The 17844-nt window shown below is 64.3% G+C and carries 23 protein-coding genes; all 23 read left to right on the top strand.

Annotated features, from left to right (window positions below):
- Positions 1-29: 29 nt before the first annotated feature.
- On the top strand, positions 30-254 hold the full coding sequence (locus RBJ75_RS17075; RefSeq protein WP_044417576.1) for a 4Fe-4S binding protein: 225 nt from the start codon (positions 30-32) through the stop codon (positions 252-254).
- Positions 255-264: 10 nt separating this feature from the next.
- The gene (locus RBJ75_RS17070) at positions 265-627 is read left to right on the top strand and encodes a HesB/IscA family protein (protein WP_044417574.1); all 363 of its coding nucleotides are present in this window, start codon (positions 265-267) and stop codon (positions 625-627) included.
- A 2-nt stretch (positions 628-629) separates the two neighbouring features.
- Positions 630-1169: a tetratricopeptide repeat protein gene (locus RBJ75_RS17065; protein WP_044417572.1), complete on the top strand. Its 540-nt coding sequence runs from the start codon at positions 630-632 to the stop codon at positions 1167-1169.
- Positions 1159-1959: a 4Fe4S-binding leucine-rich repeat protein gene (locus tag RBJ75_RS17060; RefSeq protein WP_044417570.1), complete on the top strand. Its 801-nt coding sequence runs from the start codon at positions 1159-1161 to the stop codon at positions 1957-1959. Before RBJ75_RS17065 ends, RBJ75_RS17060 begins: the two co-directional genes overlap by 11 nt.
- Positions 1956-2258: a nitrogen fixation protein NifZ gene (locus RBJ75_RS17055; protein WP_044417568.1), complete on the top strand. Its 303-nt coding sequence runs from the start codon at positions 1956-1958 to the stop codon at positions 2256-2258. Before RBJ75_RS17060 ends, RBJ75_RS17055 begins: the two co-directional genes overlap by 4 nt.
- Positions 2255-2494: a nitrogen fixation protein NifZ gene (locus RBJ75_RS17050; RefSeq protein WP_044417566.1), complete on the top strand. Its 240-nt coding sequence runs from the start codon at positions 2255-2257 to the stop codon at positions 2492-2494. Before RBJ75_RS17055 ends, RBJ75_RS17050 begins: the two co-directional genes overlap by 4 nt.
- 38 nt (positions 2495-2532) lie before the next feature.
- On the top strand, positions 2533-2742 hold the full coding sequence (gene nifT / locus RBJ75_RS17045; protein ID WP_044417564.1) for a putative nitrogen fixation protein NifT: 210 nt from the start codon (positions 2533-2535) through the stop codon (positions 2740-2742).
- Between the two features lies 1 nt (position 2743).
- Positions 2744-3016: a hypothetical protein gene (locus RBJ75_RS17040; protein WP_044417562.1), complete on the top strand. Its 273-nt coding sequence runs from the start codon at positions 2744-2746 to the stop codon at positions 3014-3016.
- A gap of 33 nt (positions 3017-3049) precedes the next feature.
- Positions 3050-3937, top strand: coding sequence for an SIR2 family protein (locus RBJ75_RS17035; RefSeq protein WP_044417560.1), 888 nt, complete (start codon positions 3050-3052; stop codon positions 3935-3937).
- A 609-nt stretch (positions 3938-4546) separates the two neighbouring features.
- Positions 4547-5443, top strand: coding sequence for a nitrogenase iron protein (nifH, locus tag RBJ75_RS17030; RefSeq protein WP_044415342.1), 897 nt, complete (start codon positions 4547-4549; stop codon positions 5441-5443).
- Between the two features lie 78 nt (positions 5444-5521).
- Entirely contained in the window at positions 5522-6985 is a 1464-nt protein-coding gene (gene nifD, locus RBJ75_RS17025; RefSeq protein ID WP_044415344.1) for a nitrogenase molybdenum-iron protein alpha chain, read from the top strand.
- Between the two features lie 89 nt (positions 6986-7074).
- Positions 7075-8631, top strand: coding sequence for a nitrogenase molybdenum-iron protein subunit beta (gene nifK, locus RBJ75_RS17020; protein WP_044415346.1), 1557 nt, complete (start codon positions 7075-7077; stop codon positions 8629-8631).
- Positions 8632-8656: 25 nt separating this feature from the next.
- Entirely contained in the window at positions 8657-10321 is a 1665-nt protein-coding gene (gene nifE, locus RBJ75_RS17015) for a nitrogenase iron-molybdenum cofactor biosynthesis protein NifE (RefSeq protein WP_044415348.1), read from the top strand.
- 10 nt (positions 10322-10331) lie between these two features.
- Entirely contained in the window at positions 10332-11705 is a 1374-nt protein-coding gene (gene nifN, locus RBJ75_RS17010; RefSeq protein ID WP_044415350.1) for a nitrogenase iron-molybdenum cofactor biosynthesis protein NifN, read from the top strand.
- Between the two features lie 46 nt (positions 11706-11751).
- Entirely contained in the window at positions 11752-12162 is a 411-nt protein-coding gene (nifX, locus tag RBJ75_RS17005) for a nitrogen fixation protein NifX (protein ID WP_044415352.1), read from the top strand.
- The gene (locus RBJ75_RS17000; protein WP_276156226.1) at positions 12155-12616 is read left to right on the top strand and encodes a NifX-associated nitrogen fixation protein; all 462 of its coding nucleotides are present in this window, start codon (positions 12155-12157) and stop codon (positions 12614-12616) included. Before nifX ends, RBJ75_RS17000 begins: the two co-directional genes overlap by 8 nt.
- Positions 12617-12633: 17 nt before the next feature.
- Positions 12634-12840, top strand: coding sequence for a CCE_0567 family metalloprotein (locus RBJ75_RS16995; RefSeq protein ID WP_044417311.1), 207 nt, complete (start codon positions 12634-12636; stop codon positions 12838-12840).
- 38 nt (positions 12841-12878) lie between these two features.
- A complete protein-coding gene (gene fdxB, locus RBJ75_RS16990) occupies positions 12879-13193 on the top strand; it encodes a ferredoxin III, nif-specific (protein ID WP_044417309.1) in 315 nt (104 codons plus the stop codon).
- Between the two features lie 11 nt (positions 13194-13204).
- A complete protein-coding gene (locus tag RBJ75_RS16985; protein ID WP_044417307.1) occupies positions 13205-13906 on the top strand; it encodes a nitrogen fixation protein NifQ in 702 nt (233 codons plus the stop codon).
- Positions 13907-14088: 182 nt separating this feature from the next.
- The gene (locus RBJ75_RS16980; RefSeq protein ID WP_044417305.1) at positions 14089-14409 is read left to right on the top strand and encodes a HesB/IscA family protein; all 321 of its coding nucleotides are present in this window, start codon (positions 14089-14091) and stop codon (positions 14407-14409) included.
- Between the two features lie 25 nt (positions 14410-14434).
- Complete coding sequence (gene nifU / locus RBJ75_RS16975; protein WP_044417303.1) at positions 14435-15442, top strand: Fe-S cluster assembly protein NifU; 1008 nt, start codon at positions 14435-14437, stop codon at positions 15440-15442.
- The gene (nifS, locus tag RBJ75_RS16970) at positions 15439-16653 is read left to right on the top strand and encodes a cysteine desulfurase NifS (RefSeq protein ID WP_044417301.1); all 1215 of its coding nucleotides are present in this window, start codon (positions 15439-15441) and stop codon (positions 16651-16653) included. The genes nifU and nifS overlap by 4 nt, the downstream gene beginning before the upstream one ends.
- Positions 16646-17824 (top strand): homocitrate synthase, encoded by a 1179-nt coding sequence (gene nifV / locus RBJ75_RS16965; protein ID WP_080901233.1) that lies wholly within the window; start codon positions 16646-16648, stop codon positions 17822-17824. Before nifS ends, nifV begins: the two co-directional genes overlap by 8 nt.
- Positions 17825-17844 lie beyond the last annotated feature (20 nt).

Raw genomic sequence — 17844 nt, 5'->3', positions numbered from 1 at the left:
GGGCAGCTGCCCGCCGTGAAGGATAGCAAATGGCTTACAAGATCGTCGCCTCGCAATGCACCGCATGTTCCGCCTGCGAGCCGGAATGCCCGAATGTCGCGATTTACGAGAAGGGCGGCACCTTTGTCATCAACCCGAAGAAGTGCACCGAATGCCTCGGCCATTTCGATATCCCGCAATGCGTCGCAGTGTGCCCGGTCGACAATACCTGCGTGATCGACAATTCGGTTCCGCGCTACCAGGCGCCGGCGTGAGGAGGGTGCGATGGATTTCAGCTTCACCCCATCGGCCGAGAAATTCATTAGCCGCATGATTCGTCTCAGCGGCGGCGCCGGCGGTTTCCGGCTGTCGGTGTCCTCCGGCGGCTGCTCCGGGCTGGCGGCGGCGTTCGATGTCGAGGCCGTGCCGCGCCCCGGCGACGCGGTGATCGATCATGGCGACATCAAGCTGTTCCTGCCGGCTGAAAGCCGGCTGCTGCTGAGCGGCGTCACCATCGATTTCGTCGAGACGGCGACCCGCAGCGAATTTGTGTTCCACGATCCGAAGCCGAATGTCTGCGGCTGTGCCGGCGATGGCGCCGCGCCGCCCCACCCCGCCACCAACCTGCATCAATTGCGGGAGTTCTGAACATGCCGGGCGCCCTGCACAGCGAATTGACGATGTCCGGGCCGGAGCAATCGCTACTGGCCGACGCGCTGCTCGGCGCCGGATTGCCCTCCGACGCGCAGCGGCACCTCGATCTCGCCGGCGTGCAGTATCAGCGCGATGATATCGCCGAACAGCATTTGCGCGAGGCATTCGCGTTGGCGCCGGACCATGCCGCGGTGCTGATCGGACTGTACCGCTTCTATTTCTACAAGGGCCGGCTCGATCAGGCGCTGGAGATCGCGCAGGCCTGTCTGCTCAAGGCCGCGCGCGACAATCATCTCAACGCCGATTGGCGCCGCGTGCGCCGCGCCGACGCCGAGTTCTCCAGCTTTGCCGCGGCGCTGCCGCGGTTCTATCTGTTCACTCTGAAGGCCTATGCCTATCTGCGGATGCGGCTCGGCGATATCGACGAGGGCCACGCCGCGATCGAGAAGCTGCTCGAGCTCGATCCCAGCGACAAGGTCAATGCCGGCGTGCTGCTCGGGGTCTGGCAGCGGATCGGACAAGTCGATGACGACTGACATCGACGAAGCCATGGATTGGCGCGGCGAGGAGGTCAGCTGTGCAAGCTGCCCACATCTGGCGCTGTCGGCGCAGGGCGGCTGCGAGCTGAAGAAGGCCTGCGTGCAGGACCGTTACGCCCGGCGGATTGACCGGTTCTTCGACTGGAACCGGGCGCTGGCCGACGACTACCTCGCGCATCCTTATTTCGAGGTGCGGGCGATCGCCGCCAATTATGCCACCGTATTCCTGCTGCCGCGCATGCTCGACGATCCCGACGAGACCGTGCGCTGGTGCGCGGCACGGCGGTTGCCCAAGCGCTATCTGTTGCCACTGCGGAGCGACCCGCATCGCGAGGTGCGGATTCGCATCGCCACGGTGCTCGGCGACGACGAGCTGCGGCCGATGTTCAATGATTCCGACTATTATGTCCGGCTGGTGATCGCCCGGCGGGTGGTGCCATCGATGCTGCCGCTGCTGGTGCTCGATCCGGATGTCGAGGTCCGCCGTGAGGTGGCGCGCCGGATCGGGGCGGAATGGCTCGCCCATCTGGCGATGGACGAGGATGCTGGCGTCCGGCTCGAAGCGGCGCGGCGGATGTCGCCCGGCCGGCTGCTCGGGCGGATCGCCGATCCCGATTGGCGGGTACGCTACGAAGTCGCCAGCCGCGTTGACGTCGCGGCACTTGGCGAATTGCTGGAGGATCCAGATCCGGTGGTGCGCGATCTGGCCTGGACCCGCGTTGCCGCCGAAACCACCGATGCGGTTACGCATCTGAATGCAACGCCAGCAACGGAGACCCGCCCATGAGCAAGATCAGCCGCGACAGCGATGTGGTCGAACTCGATGGCCCGCCGGCCTTCGCCTATGGGCAGAAGGTGCGCGCGCGCCTCAGCATCCGCAATGACGGCACCTTTCCCGGCAAGGAGATCGGTGACGTGCTGGTGACCAAGGGCGAGGAGGGCTACGTCGTCGGCATCGGAACCTTCCTGCAGCAATTCTACATCTACAGCGTCGACTTCGTGGCGCTCGGCCGCCGCGTCGGAATGAAGCGCAAGGAGTTGGAGCCGGCCGTCGACGCCGCCGCGCCGGATCGGGAGGTCGCATGATGGAGCCGGCGCAGCCGAAATTCCGATGGGGCCAGCGGGTGCGGGCCTTCGTCGATCTGTTCAATGACGGCTCGTTTCCCGAACAGCCGGAAGGCGCGCTGCTGGCCAGCGTCGGCGACGCCGGCGAGATCGTCCAGGTCGGCATGCATGTCGAATCCAACCGTCCGGTCTATCTGGTCGAATTCGCACCCGACCGTGTCGTGGGCTGTCTCGAGGAAGAGATCGCGCCGATTTAGTAGCCGTCGCCCAGGCGGCCAATCGAAGGAAGTTGTCAATGAAAGTCATGATCCGCAGGAGCGCGCAGGGCCAGTTGTCGGCCTACGTCCCGAAGAAGGATCTGGAGGAGCCGATCGTGGCGATGGACAATCCACAGATCTGGGGCGGCAAGGTCACGCTCGGCAATGGCTGGCAGCTGGAATTGCCCGCGATGGCCGCCGATACCAAGCTGCCGATCACGGTCGAAGCCCGCCGGCTGAGTGAATAACATGGCGCTGTCGAACGACGATCTCGGCAAGCTCGAAGCGCTGCTCGGTTCCGCCGAGGCGGATGCTGCGGCGCTGACGACGCTGCGTCAGCAATTGCCCGGCCTGTCGCTGACGCGCTGCGATGCCTCCGACATGGATTGCGAGCAGCCGTTCCGGGAATATCCAAAGTTCAGCCTGTATCTGGTCGACGGCACCGATCATTGCTGGCGACTCACCACCGATCCGGCGCGGGCCACCGGGCTTGTCGTCGTGCAACACAAGGCCGCGGCGTGATCCATCACGCGCAGACAACAGTGAGGTTGAGGCATGAGCGCTGAGATGATCGACGACATCGCCGCCGGCCGGGTCATTCCCTATCTCGGCGCCGGCGTGCTGGCGCTGGCCGATGAAGGATCACCGCCCGGAACGCCCGCGGCGCTGGTCGCCCGGCTGACGGCAAAGACCACGGTGCCGCACAAGGTCCGCAACAATCTCACCGGCGCCGCGCAATACATCGAGAATTTCAAGCACCGCAAGACCCTGACTTCGCTGATGACGGCGGCGTTCCAGTCCGACACACAGCCGACGGCGCTGCATCGCCAGCTCGCGGCGCTGCCGGCGCTGCCGCTGCTGGTTCATGCCTGGTACGACGACCTGCCGCAGAAGGCGCTGGCCGGGCGCAGCGATTGGGGCATGGCGCAGGGCGTCAGCCAGACCGAGCATTTCGGCCGCTGGGTGCATTATTTCGGCGCCGACGGCGGCGCGCTGCCGGAGCCGGTGCCGAGTATCGTCTCCGACGAGGAGGTGTTGTTCGCCCCGGCGCCGGACCAGGTCGCCGACTGGGCGACGCTGTTGTATCAGCCGCTCGGCTCGGTGGCGCCCGCGGCGAATTATCTGGTCTCCGACAGCGACTTTGTCGAGGTGATGACCGAGATCGACATCCAGACCCCGGTTCCGCTGCCGGTGCAGATCCTGCGCAAGGACCGGCACTTCCTGTTCCTCGGCTGCCGCTTCGACAATCAGCTCGATCGCGTGTTCGCGCGGCAGATCATGAAGCGATCGTCCGATCGGCATTGGGCGGTGCTGCCCGAGCCGCCGAGCCGCTACGAAGCCCGGTTTCTCGAGGAGCAGAACATCCGGCGCATCGAATGGCCGCTGGCGAAATTTGTCGCGGCGCTGGCCGAGGCCGGACACGACCACAAGCAGCCGGCCTGACGCGCCAACAGCGTCCCTCATGCCAACTGACTTTGCCGCTGACTCATCATTTTGGTCATGGGCGGGCTTGTCCCGGCCATCCACGTCTTTGATCAGGCACTGCTTTCAAGGCGTGGATGCCCCACACAAGGCCGGGCATAACGAACGAGAGGCAACGACCGTTGCTATGAGCGGCAACGGCGGTCGCTAAAAGCCTTGTCCCAAATCCCCGCAGTAGCCGCGATCGTCGCCGCGCGCGGTCGCGTTGCCGTGTCCGCGACGTGCTGTCGGTGAGTCGAACCCATCCTGCGGACTCCCAGCATCGGTTGTTTTGTTTCGAACAGCGCGGCGCGGCGATGTCGGCCGCAAGGCCCCGATGTCGGATTTGAAACATCCCCTGCGGGACCGCTCGGACTCCCGGTATCTGGCGGTAACTACACGTATTTTCAGCGTGGTCGAGGGTTGGCACGGTCGTTGCAAAACAGGGATCAGCAAGGCGAACGGTTGTTGACTGAGCAGTGAATGCGAAAGGCAACGTCCGCATCTGCGCCCTGCGACGGCTTCCAACGGAAAGAGACGGCGCAGCACGCGCGCAACCGACAATCGGCAAAAGGGCAACGGAGAAACACAATGGCACTGCGACAAATCGCATTCTACGGCAAGGGCGGCATCGGCAAGTCGACCACCTCTCAAAACACGCTGGCGGCTCTGGTCGATCTTGGCCAGAAGATCCTGATCGTCGGCTGCGACCCCAAGGCGGATTCCACCCGTCTGATCCTCAACACCAAAATGCAGGACACCGTGCTCAGCCTCGCCGCTGAAGCCGGATCGGTCGAGGACCTCGAACTCGAAGACGTGATGAAGGTCGGCTACAAGGGCATCAAGTGCACCGAGGCCGGCGGTCCCGAGCCGGGGGTCGGCTGCGCCGGCCGCGGCGTCATCACCGCGATCAACTTCCTGGAAGAGAACGGCGCCTATGAGAACGTCGATTACGTCTCCTATGACGTGCTCGGCGACGTGGTCTGCGGCGGCTTCGCGATGCCGATCCGCGAGAACAAGGCCCAGGAAATCTACATCGTGATGTCCGGCGAGATGATGGCGCTGTACGCCGCCAACAACATCGCCAAGGGCATTCTGAAGTATGCGTCGTCCGGCGGTGTCCGCCTCGGCGGCCTGATCTGCAACGAGCGCCAGACCGACCGCGAGCTCGATCTCGCCGAGGCGCTGGCCAAGCGTCTGAACTCGCAGCTGATCCACTTCGTGCCGCGCGACAATATCGTTCAGCACGCCGAGCTGCGCCGCAAGACCGTGATCGAATACGCGCCGGATTGCCAGCAGGCCAAGGAATATCGCGCGCTGGCCGAGAAGATCCACGCCAATGGCGGCAAGGGCACCATCCCGACCCCGATCACCATGGAAGAGCTGGAAGAGATGCTGCTCGATTTCGGCATCATGAAGACCGAGGAGCAGGCACTTGCCGAGCTCGCCGCCAAGGAAGCCGCGAAGCTCGCAGCCGCGACCGCTTGATCAATCAGCCGTGACGATGCCGGCCGCGATCCGCGGCCGGCGTCGAGACCCGCGGCTCCGTGCAAATGAGGTAGGACGATGAGCACAGCACTCGCAGAGACCCCAGAAGACATCAAGGCGCGCAACAAGCAAGTGATCGCGGAGGTCCTCGAGGCCTATCCGGACAAATCCGCCAAGCGCCGCGCCAAGCATCTCAACACCTACGACGCCGAGAAGTCGGAATGCTCGGTGAAGTCGAACATCAAGTCGATCCCCGGCGTGATGACCATCCGCGGCTGCGCCTATGCGGGCTCCAAGGGCGTGGTGTGGGGACCGATCAAGGACATGGTCCATATCAGCCACGGCCCGGTCGGCTGCGGCCAGTATTCCTGGGGTTCGCGCCGTAATTATTACGTCGGCACCACCGGCATCGACAGCTTCGTCACGATGCAGTTCACCTCCGATTTCCAGGAGAAGGACATCGTCTTCGGCGGCGACAAGAAGCTCGGCAAGATCATCGACGAGATCCAGGTCCTGTTCCCGCTGAACAAGGGCATCACCATCCAGTCGGAATGCCCGATCGGTCTGATCGGCGACGATATCGAGGCAGTCGCCAAGGCCAAGTCGAAGCAGTATGACGGCAAGACCATCGTGCCGGTGCGCTGCGAAGGCTTCCGCGGCGTGTCGCAATCGCTCGGCCATCACATCGCCAACGACGCGGTGCGCGACTGGGTGTTCGACAAGGCCGGCGACAAGATCGCGGCGTTCGAATCGACCCCCTACGACGTCGCCATCATCGGCGACTACAATATCGGCGGCGATGCCTGGTCGTCGCGCATCCTGCTCGAGGAAATGGGCCTGCGGGTGATCGCGCAATGGTCCGGCGACGGCTCGATCGCCGAGCTGGAAGCCACGCCGAAAGCCAAGCTCAACATCCTGCACTGCTACCGCTCGATGAACTACATCACCCGGCATATGGAAGAGAAGTTCGGGATTCCGTGGGTTGAATACAATTTCTTCGGTCCGTCCAAGATCGAAGCGTCCTTGCGCGAAATCGCCAGCCATTTCGACGACAAGATCAAGGACGGCGCCGAGCGGGTCATCGCCAAGTACAAGCCGCTGATGCAGGCGGTGATCGACAAATACAAGCCGCGCCTGCAGGGCAAGAAGGTGATGCTGTTCGTCGGCGGTCTGCGCCCGCGCCACGTCATCGGCGCCTATGAAGATCTCGGCATGGAAGTGGTCGGCACCGGCTACGAATTCGGCCACAACGACGATTATCAGCGCACCACGCATTATGTCAAAGACGGCACGCTGATCTATGACGACGTCACCGGCTACGAATTCGAGAAATTCGTCGAAAGGGTGCAGCCCGACCTGGTCGGCTCCGGCATCAAGGAGAAATACGTGTTCCAGAAGATGGGTGTGCCGTTCCGGCAGATGCACTCCTGGGATTATTCGGGTCCGTATCACGGCTATGACGGCTTTGCGATCTTCGCCCGTGACATGGACATCGCCATCAACGCGCCGGTCTGGAAATTGGCCAAGGCTCCCTGGAGCTGAGGCTTTCCGAAACCGAGAAAGCGCAGTTCACATTCGCTCCCGGCTGACGCCGGGAGTCCAGCCAACGATCTGTTCGGAAAGAACGTGTCATGAGCCAGAACGCAGAAAAAATCCTAGACCACCAGGAACTCTTCCGAGAGCCTGAATACGCCAAGATGATCGAAAACAAGCGGGCGCTGTTCGAAAACCGGGTGCCCGCCGAAGAGCTCGATCGGGTGATCGATTGGACCAAGACCGCGGAATATCGCGAGAAGAACTTCGCCCGCGAAGCCCTCACGATCAATCCGAACAAGGCGTGCCAGCCGCTCGGCGCGGTGTTCGCCGCGGTCGGGTTCGAGAAGACCCTGCCGTTCGTGCACGGCTCGCAAGGTTGCGTCGCTTACTATCGCAGCCATTTCTCGCGCCACTTCAAGGAGCCGACCTCCTGCGTGTCGTCGTCGATGACCGAGGACGCCGCGGTGTTCGGCGGCCTCAACAACATGATCGACGGCCTGGCCAACGCGCACGCGCTGTACAAGCCGAAGATGATCGCGGTGTCGACCACCTGCATGGCGGAAGTGATCGGCGACGACCTCAACGCCTTCATCAAGGGCGCCAAGGAAAAGGGCTCGGTGCCGGCGGATTTCGACGTCACCTTCGCCCACACCCCGGCCTTCGTCGGCAGCCACACCACCGGCTACGACAATGTGATGAAGGGCATCGTCGAGCATTTCTGGGACGGCAAGGCCGGCACCGTGCCGAAGCTGGAGCGCCAGGAGAACGGCTCGATCAACTTCATCGGCGGCTTCGACGGCTACACCGTCGGCAACATCCGCGAGATCAAGCGGATCTTCGACCTGATGGGCGTCGACTACACCATCTTCGGCGACAACAGCGACGTCTGGGATACCCCGGCCGACGGTGAATTCCGGATGTATGACGGCGGCACCACGCTGGAGCAGGCGGCCAACGCGATCCACGCCAAGGCGACGATTTCGATGCAGGAATTCTGCACCGAGAAGACGCTGGCCACGATCGCGGCGCATGGCCAGGAAGTGAAGGCGTTCAACCACCCGGTCGGCATCGCCGGCACCGACGCCTTCCTGCAGGAAGTGTCGCGCCTCACCGGCAAGCCGATCCCCGAAGCCTTGACCAAGGAACGCGGCCGGCTGGTCGACGCCATCGGCGACAGCAGCGCCCATATCCACGGCAAGAAATTCGCGATCTACGGCGATCCGGATACTTGCTTGGGCCTGGCGTCGTTCATCCTCGAGCTCGGCGGCGAACCGACCCACATCCTGGCCACCAACGGCAACAAGGTCTGGGCCGAGAAGGTTGAGCAGCTGCTCGCGTCCTCGCCGTTCGGCAAGAACTGCCACGTCTATCCGGGCAAGGATCTGTGGCACCTGCGCTCGCTGCTGTTCACCGAGCCGGTCGACTTCATGATCGGCAACACCTACGGCAAATATCTCGAGCGCGACACCAACACCCCGTTGATCCGGATCGGCTTCCCGCTGTTCGACCGGCATCACCACCATCGTTATCCGGTGTGGGGCTATCAGGGCTCGCTCAACGTGCTGGTCTGGATCCTCGACAAGATCTTCGACGAGCTCGACAAGGACATCGTCGCTGGCAAGAACGACATCAGCTTCGACATCATCCGCTGAGGACTCCAAGATAGGACGTGACAAGATGAGCAGCCTGGCCGACAAGATCCAAGACGTCTTCAACGAGCCGGGCTGCGCGACCAATCAGGTCAAGTCCGAAAAGCAACGCAAGAAGGGCTGCAGCAAACCGCTGCAGCCCGGCGGCGCCGCGGGTGGCTGCGCTTTCGACGGCGCCAAGATCGCGCTGCAACCGATCGTCGATGTCGCCCATCTGGTCCACGGCCCGATCGCCTGCGAGGGCTCGTCATGGGACAATCGCGGCGTCAAATCCTCCGGCTCGAAGCTGTACCGCACCGGCTTCACCACCGACATGGGCGAGAACGACGTGGTGTTCGGCGGTGAGAAGCGGCTGTTCAAATCGATCCGCGAAATCATCGAGAAATACGATCCGCCGGCGGTGTTCGTGTATCAGACCTGCGTGCCGGCGATGATGGGCGACGACATCGCCGCGGTCTGCAAGCTGGCTTCCGAGAAATTCGGCAAGCCCTGCATCCCGATCATTTCGCCGGGCTTTGTCGGGCCGAAAAATCTCGGCAACAAGCTCGCCGGCGAGGCGATGCTGGATTACGTGATCGGCACCCAGGAGCCGGATTACACCACGCCCTATGACATCAACATCATCGGCGAATACAACGTCGCCGGCGAATTCTGGCAGGTCAAGCCGCTGCTCGACGAGCTCGGCATCCGCATCCTGTCCTGCCTGTCGGGCGACGCCCGCTATCACGAAGTGGCGCGCGCGCACCGCGCCAAGGCGGCGATGATGGTGTGCTCGACCGCGATGATCAACGTCGCTCGCAAGATGGAAGAGCGCTACGGCATTCCTTATTTCGAGGGCTCGTTCTACGGCATCACCGATACGTCGGACTCGCTGCGCCAGATCGCAAAGCTGTTGATTGCGCGCGGCGCCGACGCCGAATTGATGGACCGGGTCGAGGCGGTGATCGCCCGCGAGGAGGCCCGCGCCTGGGAGGCGCTGAAAGCGTTCACGCCGCGGCTGACCGGCAAGAAGGTGTTGCTGATCACCGGCGGCGTCAAATCCTGGTCGGTGGTGGCGGCGCTGCAGGAGGCCGGCCTCACCATCGTCGGCTCAAGCGTCAAGAAGTCGACCAAGGAGGACAAGGAGCGGCTCCGGGAGATGAGCCCCGACGTCCACCAGATCGACGATCTGCGGCCGCGCGACATGTACAAGATGCTCAAGGACGCTCAGGCCGACATCATGCTGTCGGGCGGCCGTTCGCAATTCGTTGCATTGAAGGCGCGGATGCCGTGGCTCGATATCAATCAGGAGCGCTCCTACGCCTATGAGGGCTATGTCGGCATCGTCGAGATGGTGCGCCAGATCGACAAGGCGCTGTCGAACCCGATCTGGGCGCAGGTCCGCGCGCCGGCGCCCTGGGCCGAAATCAGCTGGGAGGAGCGCGCCGACGCCGCCAATGCGGCGGACGCAGCGGCGCTGGCCGGCGATCCCGAACTGGCGGAAGCCCAGCGCCGTGGCGAGCTGGTCTGCCAATGCAAGCAGATCGATGTCGGCACCATCGAGGACGCGGTTCGCAGCCACGATCTCACCATGATCGCCCAGGTCACGCAGCTTACTCAGGCCGGCGGCGGCTGCGGCGGCTGCAAGGACAAGATCGCCGCCATCCTCGGGCGGGTCGCGGCAGACGCCGCGCCCGCCGCCCAGGTCGCGTGAGGACATCGCCATGGCCAAGATCGTCACATCGGGCAAGGCCTGCACCGTCAATCCGCTGCGGATGAGCCAGCCGCTCGGCGCCTCGCTGGCCTTCATGGGCCTGCGCAATTGCATGCCGTTGCTGCACGGCTCGCAGGGCTGCACCTCGTTCGGCCTGGTGCTGTTCGTGCGGCACTTTCGCGAATCGATCCCGATGCAGACCACCGCGATGACCGAGGTCGCCACCGTGCTCGGCGGCTTCGACAATGTCGAACAGGCGATCGTCAACATCGTCAACCGCACCAAGCCCGACATTATCGGGATCTGCTCGACCGGCGTCACCGAGATCAAGGGCGACGATCTCGACAGCTTCATCAAGCAGGTCCGCGAGCGGCATCCGGAGCTTGCGCATGTCGCGCTGGTTCCGGTGTCGACGCCGGATTTCATGGGGGCCTTCGAGGATGGCTGGTCGCGGACCGTCGCCAAGATGGTCGATCTGCTGGTGGCTCAGCCGGCGCCGAATGCGTCGCGCGATCGGGCCCGCATCAATGTGCTGCCCGGCAGCCATCTGACTGCCGGCGACATTGATGAGCTGCGCGACATCATCGAGGCGTTCGGCTTGCGGCCGACCTTCCTGCCTGACATTTCCGGCTCGCTCGATGGCCACGTCCCGGACGATTTCACCCCGACCACCCATGGCGGCGTCGCGGTCGATGAGATCGCCGCGATGGGCGGGGCCGTGCATACGCTGGCGATCGGTGAGCAGATGCGCGCCGCCGCGACCGCGCTGCAAGCCAAGGCCGGGGTGCCGTTCACGTTGTTGCGCCGCCTCACCGGGCTGGCTGCGAACGACGAATTCATGGCGTTCCTGGCGCGCATCAGCGGCCGCCCGGTGCCGCAAAAATATCGCAGGCAGCGCAGCCAGCTGGTCGACGCCATGCTGGACGGACATTTCTATTTCGGCGGCAAACAGGTCGCGATCGGCGCCGAGCCCGACCTGCTGCTAAGTATCGGCGGCTGGCTCACCGAGATGGGATGCCAGATCACCGCCGCGGTGACCACCACGACGTCGCCGGTGCTCGAACTGGTTCCGGCCGACGAGGTCGTGATCGGTGATCTCGAGGATCTCGAAAGCCGCGCCGAAGGCTGCGATCTGCTGCTGACCCATGCGCATGGCCGCCAGGCGGCGGAGCGGCTCGGCGTGCCGCTGCACCGGATCGGCCTGCCGATGTTCGACCGGCTTGGCGCGGCGCATCAGCTGGCGGTCGGCTATCGCGGCACCCGCGATCTGATCTTCGCGATCGGCAATCTGTTCATCGCCAGCATTCGCGAGCCCGACATCGACAGCTGGCGGAATCCCGGCGCAATGGCGGATCAGGGCGATGCGGCGGCTACGACTCATTAGTTCGGAATCGAAGGAGAGTGTCGATGCAAAGCAAAGGAGCGGCGGCATGAAGGTGGCATTCGCGACCCAGGATCTGAAGCGCGTCGATGCGCATTTCGGCTGGGCCAAGAACATCGCGATCTACGAGATTTCGCCGGATGATTATCGCTTCGTCGAGGCGGTGCAGTTCGCCAGCGATCTGGCCGAGGACGGCAATGAGGACAAGCTGACGCCGAAGATCGACGCCATCAAGGATTGCGCGATCCTCTACGTCGCGGCGATCGGCGGCTCCGGCGCCGCCCGCGTCGTCGCCAACAATGTGCATCCGCTCAAGGTCAATCAGCCGGAGCTGATCACCGATCTCTTGGACAAGCTGCAGGGCGTGCTGCGCGGCGTGCCGCCGCCGTGGCTGCGCAAGGCACTGCTCAAGGGCGAGGAACGTAAGCTGGATTTTGCCGACGAGGTGGACAATGTCTGACGCAACCGCAGCCGACACCGCGACCGACTCGCTGTTCGTCAAGGAGCTGATCAAGCAATGGCGCGCCCAGGACACCCACGGCGCCTGGGACGGCAAGAGCGATCTGGTGCTGATCGATCCCTATATCGTCGACAAGCAGCGCCGTCGCGAGATCCCGATCATGGGCGATCCCGATCCGGAGACGCTGTGGCGGCTGGAGTTGTTCTACAACGCGGTGGCGCTGTCGATCGAGCGCGAGACCGGCGTGATGGTCACGCCGATGATGAAGATGCACCACGAAGGCTTCGGCCGGATGATCCTAGCCGCGGGCCGGCTGATCGTCGTCAATAAGCAGCTGCGCGACGTCCACCGCTTCGGCTTCGACAATCTCGGCAAGCTCGCTGAGGACGGCGAGAAGCTGGTCGCCGCCGGGGTCGAGATGATCCGCAAATATCCCGAGGTTGCCGCCATCTAAGCGCCGGAGACAACATCATGTCCGATATCGATAGTCTGAAAGCCGAGATCAAGAAATTGTCGTCGCGGGCGATCAACGCGAAGATGAACCTGCACGATCTGTCCGAGGAACTGCCGGTGAACTGGCAGTCGATCCTGACCGTCGCGCAGGAGACCTATGACGCCTTCAAGGTGCTGGAGGAGGCGAGAAACAACCTGAAACAGCTCGAAGCAAACGCAACCTGACATTTCGCGCGGCCCGAGGCCGCGACCAGGAGTTCATAATGGCTACATTTTCCAGCCGCGACGGCAAGCCGTGGGAACCGACCTACATCACCGCGATCGATGGCGACAAATGCATCGGCTGCGGCCGCTGCTTCAAGGTCTGCTCGCGCGACGTCATGCATTTGATGGGAGTCAACGAGGATGGCGAGTTGGTCGCCTGCAGCCTCGAGAACGACGATGACGACGACGAGGAATTCGTCCGCAAGGTGATGGTGCTGGACCAGGCCGGCAATTGCATCGGCTGTTCTGCCTGCAACCGGGTCTGCCCCAAGGATTGCCAGACCCACGTCAAGGCCAGCGAACTCGGGCTCTGAAGGAACGCGACATGATCGGCGCGGCGCAGATCGACCAGGCGGCTATTGTGGCTTCGACATTGGCGTCGCGCGCCCCGGCGACCGCCTGTGCGGTCTCGCCGGTTCGCACCGCCTATCGGGTGCTGACCGGATGCGATGCCGACGATGCGCAGATCGACAGCGACCGCGCTTTCGACCGCCATGTGCTGGCCTCGATCCTCGCGGTGGCGGCGACCGAGCCGGGTTCGGTCGTCGACCGCTGCGGGCTCGGCGCCAACGACGTCGCCGCGCTGATGGCCGGTTTCTTTCCGCACATCTCGGTGCTGTTTTCGGTGCTCGCCTCCGGCGAGCCGGCCGAGGATGACGAGGTCGCGATGCTGCGCGATCTGCTGCTCGCCCACCGCTCGACCGACAACGAGGTCAGCCGCTGGCTTGCCGCGATGGTGGCGCGCCGGGCGATGGAGCCGAGCCATCTGTGGGAGGATCTCGGCCTGCGCGATCGATCCGAATTGTCGCGGCTGCTGATGCGGCATTTCGCGCCGCTGGCGCGCGACAATACCAAGAACATGCGCTGGAAACGCTTCTTCTATCGCAAGCTGTGCGAGGACGACGGCATGGTGATGTGCAGTACTCCGGTATGTGCGCATTGCAATGATTTCAACGAATGCTTCGGCGACGAAAGCGGCGAAAGCCGGATGGCCGACCGGCGGCGGCAACTCGATCTCAACGGTTAGACGATCGCGTCGCGACCGCACCGACACCGCCGCCATTGCGTCATCTTCGCGACCATGTCGCAACTCCGACAATCGCCGACGCTCCGCAAAACAGCAATGAATCCATGGTTTTGTGGCTGAGCCCGAGAATGGCACGGCGGTTGCTAATGCTTGTGTGAATGCCAGCGCAAGGAGGCCGTCACATGATCATTCTGACTGAACAAGCCGGTACTGCTATCAAGGCTGCGATGTCCCGGGCCGGCAAGACCGAAGGCGGTCTGCGGGTCATGGTCGAGGCCGGCGGCTGCGCCGGCTACAAATATCTGATCGGGCTCGACACCGAGCCGCGCTCCGATGACGCCGTGGTCGAAGCCGCCGGCGTCAAAGTGTTCCTCGATCCCGACTCGCAGCCTTTGCTGACCGGGATGAAGATCGATTTCGTCGAGAGCCTGGAAGGCTCCGGCTTCACCTTCGACAATCCCAATGCCGGCACCAAATGCGGCTGCGGCAAATCGTTCGGGTGATCGCATCAAGCCGGGAAACAACGCCATGCTGCAGGTTTCGAACAGGCTGAACGATCACTTCTCCAATCCCAGGAATGTCGGAGCGTTGCCGGGCGCCAATGCGGTCGGCTCATTCGGAACCATCGGATGGGGCGACGCCGTCAAGCTGATGCTGCAGGTCGATCCGCAAACCGACCGGATCGAACAGGCCCGGTTCCAGGCGTTCGGCTGCAGCGCCGCGATCGCGGCATCCTCGGCGGTCACCGAAATGGTGACCGGCAAGACCCTCGACGAGGCGGGCGGCATCAGCTCCGCGGATATCGCCGAGTTTCTCGGCGGGCTGCCGCCGGAGCGGATGTATGGCTCGGTGATCGCCTATGAGGCGCTACGCACCGCGATCGCGGCGCTGCGCGGCAAGGCCGAACTCGAAAGCACCGATCCCGACGTGTTGTGCGATTGCTTCAGCGTCGGCCAGATGATGATCGAGCGCACCATCCGCTTCAACCGCCTGACCGATCCCGAACAGGTCACCGCCTACACCAAGGCCGGCGCCAGCTGCAGCTGCTGCTTCAAGAAGATCGAAGCGCTGCTGGCGCGGGTCAATGCCGACCTGGTCGAGGATGGCCTGCTGCCGGCCGACCAAGCTTACCGGGTCGGCTCGTCCCCGCAGCGCGCGATCGAGCTGAAGCCGCGCGGCGAGGCGACGGCGGCCGCGACTATTTTCAGCGCCGGCCATGGCGTTCCGGCGCATTTACGCGCAATGCCGAAGCCAGCGGCGCCCAAGCCGGCGGCACCGCGTCCGGTCGCCGCGATGGCGGGCGCCGACACCCTGACCCAGACCGAACTGATCGAACAGGCGCTCGCCGAATTGCGCCCGCATCTGCAGCGCGACGGCGGCGATTGCGAACTGGTCCGGATCGAGGACAATACGATCTACATCAGGCTGTCGGGCAATTGCGACGGCTGCCAGCTGGCGTCGGTGACGCTGTCCGGGGTTCAGGCCAAGCTGATCGAGAAGATCGGCCGCCCGATGCGCGTGGTGCCGGTGCCATGAGCGGCCAACCCGCCCAACCGGTCTATCTCGACAACAACGCCACCACCCGTGTCGATCCCCGCGTGGTCGAGGCGATGCTGCCCTACTTCACCCAGTATTTCGGCAATCCGTCGTCGAAATACGCGCTCGGCGGCCACGCTGCGATGGCGGTGAAGCGCGCCCGCGAGCAGCTGCAACGGCTGCTCGGCATCGCCCACGCCCACGAGCTGATGTTCACCTCGGGCGGCACCGAAAGCACCAATGCGGCGATCATGGCGGCGTTGGAAGCCTCGCCGCGCCGGCGCGAGATCATCACCAGCGCGGTGGAGCATCCCGCCGTGTTGTCGCTGTGCGCCTGGCTGGAAAAGAACAAGGGGATTCGCGTTCACCTCATTCCGGTCGATCGCCATGGCCGGCTCGACATCGTGGCTTACCGCGCAGCGCTGTCGGACCGCGTCGCGGTGGTGTCGCTGATGTGGGCCAACAACGAGACCGGCGTGATCAACCCGGTCGCTGATCTGGCCGAACTCGCCAAGGAATACGGCGCGCTGTTCCATACCGACGCGGTGCAGGCGGTCGGCAAAATGCCGATCGATCTGCAATCCACCGCGATCGACATGGCGTCGCTGTCCGGCCACAAGCTGCATGCGCCCAAGGGCGTCGGCGCGCTGTATATCCGCAACGGCGTGCGCTTCAAGCCGCAGATCAAGGGCGGCCATCAGGAGCGCGGCCGCCGCGCCGGCACCGAGAATGTGCCGGGCATTGTCGGCCTTGGCATGGCCGCCGAACTCGCCGCCGATCATCTGGCCGACGAGGACATCCGGGTCCGCGGCCTGCGCGATCGGCTGGAGCGGGGAATCTTGGAGCAAGTCGCCGATTGCGTCGCGGTCGGCGCCCGCGCCGAGCGGCTGCCCAACACCTCGAACATCGCCTTCTCCTTCATCGAGAGCGAAAGCATCGTGATGCTGCTCGACCGCGCCGGCGTCGCGGTGTCGATGGGGTCGGCCTGTTCGACCGGCTCGTTCGAGCCCTCCCATGTGCTGGTGGCGATGCAGGTCGCGAACGATGCGGTGCGCGGCGGGGTGCGGTTCTCGCTGTCGCGCGACACGACCGACGACGATATCGATCGGGCACTCGTGGTCATTCCCGGCGTGATCGCCAGGCTGCGCGAGATCTCGCCATTCGGCACACAGGAGGGAGCGTCGGCGACGCTCGACCAGGCTCATGTTTGACAGTCCGACCACACCGCGCACCGCGGCGCCGCTGCCCAGGATCGTGCTCAACGACACCACCTTGCGCGACGGCGAGCAGGCGCCGGGCGTGGCCTTCTCCACCGTCGAGAAGGTGGCGATCGCCAGCGCTTTGTCCCGCGCCGGGGTTGCGGAAATCGAAGCCGGGACGCCGGCGATGGGGTCTGATGAGATCGCGGCGATCTGCGCCATCGTGGAAGCCGAACTGCCGCTGACCACCATTGCCTGGTGCCGGATGCGCACCGAGGATGTCGATGCGGCGATCGCCGCCGGGGTCTCGATGGTCAATGTGTCGGTGCCGGTCTCCGACGTCCAGATCGCCGCCAAGCTCGGCGGCCGACGCGCCAACGCGCTGGAGATGCTCCGCCGCGTGGTCGGCTATGCGCGCGACCAGGGCCTGGAGGTCGCGGTCGGCGGCGAGGATTCCTCCCGCGCCGATGTCGATTTCCTGATCGAGATCGTCGCCGCTGCGAAGGCGGCCGGCGCGCGGCGGTTTCGCATCGCCGACACGCTGAGCGTGCTCGACCCCTGTACCACCTATCGGCTGATCGCGGCGTTGCGCGCCACCACCGACCTCGAACTCGAATTTCACGGCCATGACGATCTGGGCCTGGCCACCGCCAATACGCTGGCGGCGGTGCAGGCCGGCGCCAGCCATGCCTCGGTCACGGTGATCGGACTGGGCGAGCGCGCCGGCAATGCGCCGCTGGAAGAAGTCGCGATTGCGCTGAAGCAGCTCTATGGGCGCGATACCGGGATCGTGCCGTCCGAGCTCGCCAATGTCGCCGCCCTTGTGGCGGCCGCGGCGGCCCGCACCATTCCGCTGAACAAGGCTATCGTCGGCGCCCATGTGTTCACCCACGAATCCGGCATCCATGTCGACGGGTTGCTCAAGGATCGCCAGACCTATCAGTCGCTCGATCCGGAGCTGTTCGGGCGCGCCAACCAGATCGTGATCGGCAAGCATTCCGGCCTGTCGGCGATCACCTCGTCGCTCGCGCGGCTCAATCTGCCGGCCAATTCCGACGAGGCACGGGGAATTCTGGCCCGGGTTCGCACCCATGCGGTCGCCCATAAGGGGCCGGTGGAGAACGACACCTTGACCGAGATCTGGCGCGAAGTCTGCGCCCACACCCTGCCGCATTGTGCCTGAGACGGCGACGCCGCCGTCAT

Origin of the sequence: Rhodopseudomonas sp. BAL398 (assembly GCF_033001325.1) — a bacterium.
In the GTDB taxonomy this organism is placed as follows: Bacteria; Pseudomonadota; Alphaproteobacteria; order Rhizobiales; family Xanthobacteraceae; genus JARJEH01.
The sequence above is the reverse complement of the archived record's forward strand: the minus strand, read 5'-3'. Positions and strand labels throughout refer to the sequence as shown.

What these genes read in the sequence shown, in the direction of transcription:
- fdxB (WP_044417309.1), top strand. Translation starts at nt 12,879, where the DNA reads ATGGCTACATTTTCCAGCCGCGACGGCAAGCCGTGGGAACCGACCTAC.
- RBJ75_RS17060 (WP_044417570.1), top strand. Translation starts at nt 1,159, where the DNA reads ATGACGACTGACATCGACGAAGCCATGGATTGGCGCGGCGAGGAGGTC.
- RBJ75_RS17065 (WP_044417572.1), top strand. Translation starts at nt 630, where the DNA reads ATGCCGGGCGCCCTGCACAGCGAATTGACGATGTCCGGGCCGGAGCAA.
- RBJ75_RS17050 (WP_044417566.1), top strand. Translation starts at nt 2,255, where the DNA reads ATGATGGAGCCGGCGCAGCCGAAATTCCGATGGGGCCAGCGGGTGCGG.
- nifK (WP_044415346.1), top strand. Translation starts at nt 7,075, where the DNA reads ATGAGCCAGAACGCAGAAAAAATCCTAGACCACCAGGAACTCTTCCGA.
- nifH (WP_044415342.1), top strand. Translation starts at nt 4,547, where the DNA reads ATGGCACTGCGACAAATCGCATTCTACGGCAAGGGCGGCATCGGCAAG.
- RBJ75_RS16995 (WP_044417311.1), top strand. Translation starts at nt 12,634, where the DNA reads ATGTCCGATATCGATAGTCTGAAAGCCGAGATCAAGAAATTGTCGTCG.
- nifS (WP_044417301.1), top strand. Translation starts at nt 15,439, where the DNA reads ATGAGCGGCCAACCCGCCCAACCGGTCTATCTCGACAACAACGCCACC.
- RBJ75_RS16980 (WP_044417305.1), top strand. Translation starts at nt 14,089, where the DNA reads ATGATCATTCTGACTGAACAAGCCGGTACTGCTATCAAGGCTGCGATG.
- nifX (WP_044415352.1), top strand. Translation starts at nt 11,752, where the DNA reads ATGAAGGTGGCATTCGCGACCCAGGATCTGAAGCGCGTCGATGCGCAT.
- nifT (WP_044417564.1), top strand. Translation starts at nt 2,533, where the DNA reads ATGAAAGTCATGATCCGCAGGAGCGCGCAGGGCCAGTTGTCGGCCTAC.
- RBJ75_RS17070 (WP_044417574.1), top strand. Translation starts at nt 265, where the DNA reads ATGGATTTCAGCTTCACCCCATCGGCCGAGAAATTCATTAGCCGCATG.
- nifN (WP_044415350.1), top strand. Translation starts at nt 10,332, where the DNA reads ATGGCCAAGATCGTCACATCGGGCAAGGCCTGCACCGTCAATCCGCTG.
- nifE (WP_044415348.1), top strand. Translation starts at nt 8,657, where the DNA reads ATGAGCAGCCTGGCCGACAAGATCCAAGACGTCTTCAACGAGCCGGGC.
- nifV (WP_080901233.1), top strand. Translation starts at nt 16,646, where the DNA reads ATGTTTGACAGTCCGACCACACCGCGCACCGCGGCGCCGCTGCCCAGG.
- RBJ75_RS17075 (WP_044417576.1), top strand. Translation starts at nt 30, where the DNA reads ATGGCTTACAAGATCGTCGCCTCGCAATGCACCGCATGTTCCGCCTGC.
- RBJ75_RS17055 (WP_044417568.1), top strand. Translation starts at nt 1,956, where the DNA reads ATGAGCAAGATCAGCCGCGACAGCGATGTGGTCGAACTCGATGGCCCG.
- RBJ75_RS17040 (WP_044417562.1), top strand. Translation starts at nt 2,744, where the DNA reads ATGGCGCTGTCGAACGACGATCTCGGCAAGCTCGAAGCGCTGCTCGGT.
- RBJ75_RS17000 (WP_276156226.1), top strand. Translation starts at nt 12,155, where the DNA reads ATGTCTGACGCAACCGCAGCCGACACCGCGACCGACTCGCTGTTCGTC.
- nifD (WP_044415344.1), top strand. Translation starts at nt 5,522, where the DNA reads ATGAGCACAGCACTCGCAGAGACCCCAGAAGACATCAAGGCGCGCAAC.
- nifU (WP_044417303.1), top strand. Translation starts at nt 14,435, where the DNA reads ATGCTGCAGGTTTCGAACAGGCTGAACGATCACTTCTCCAATCCCAGG.
- RBJ75_RS16985 (WP_044417307.1), top strand. Translation starts at nt 13,205, where the DNA reads ATGATCGGCGCGGCGCAGATCGACCAGGCGGCTATTGTGGCTTCGACA.
- RBJ75_RS17035 (WP_044417560.1), top strand. Translation starts at nt 3,050, where the DNA reads ATGAGCGCTGAGATGATCGACGACATCGCCGCCGGCCGGGTCATTCCC.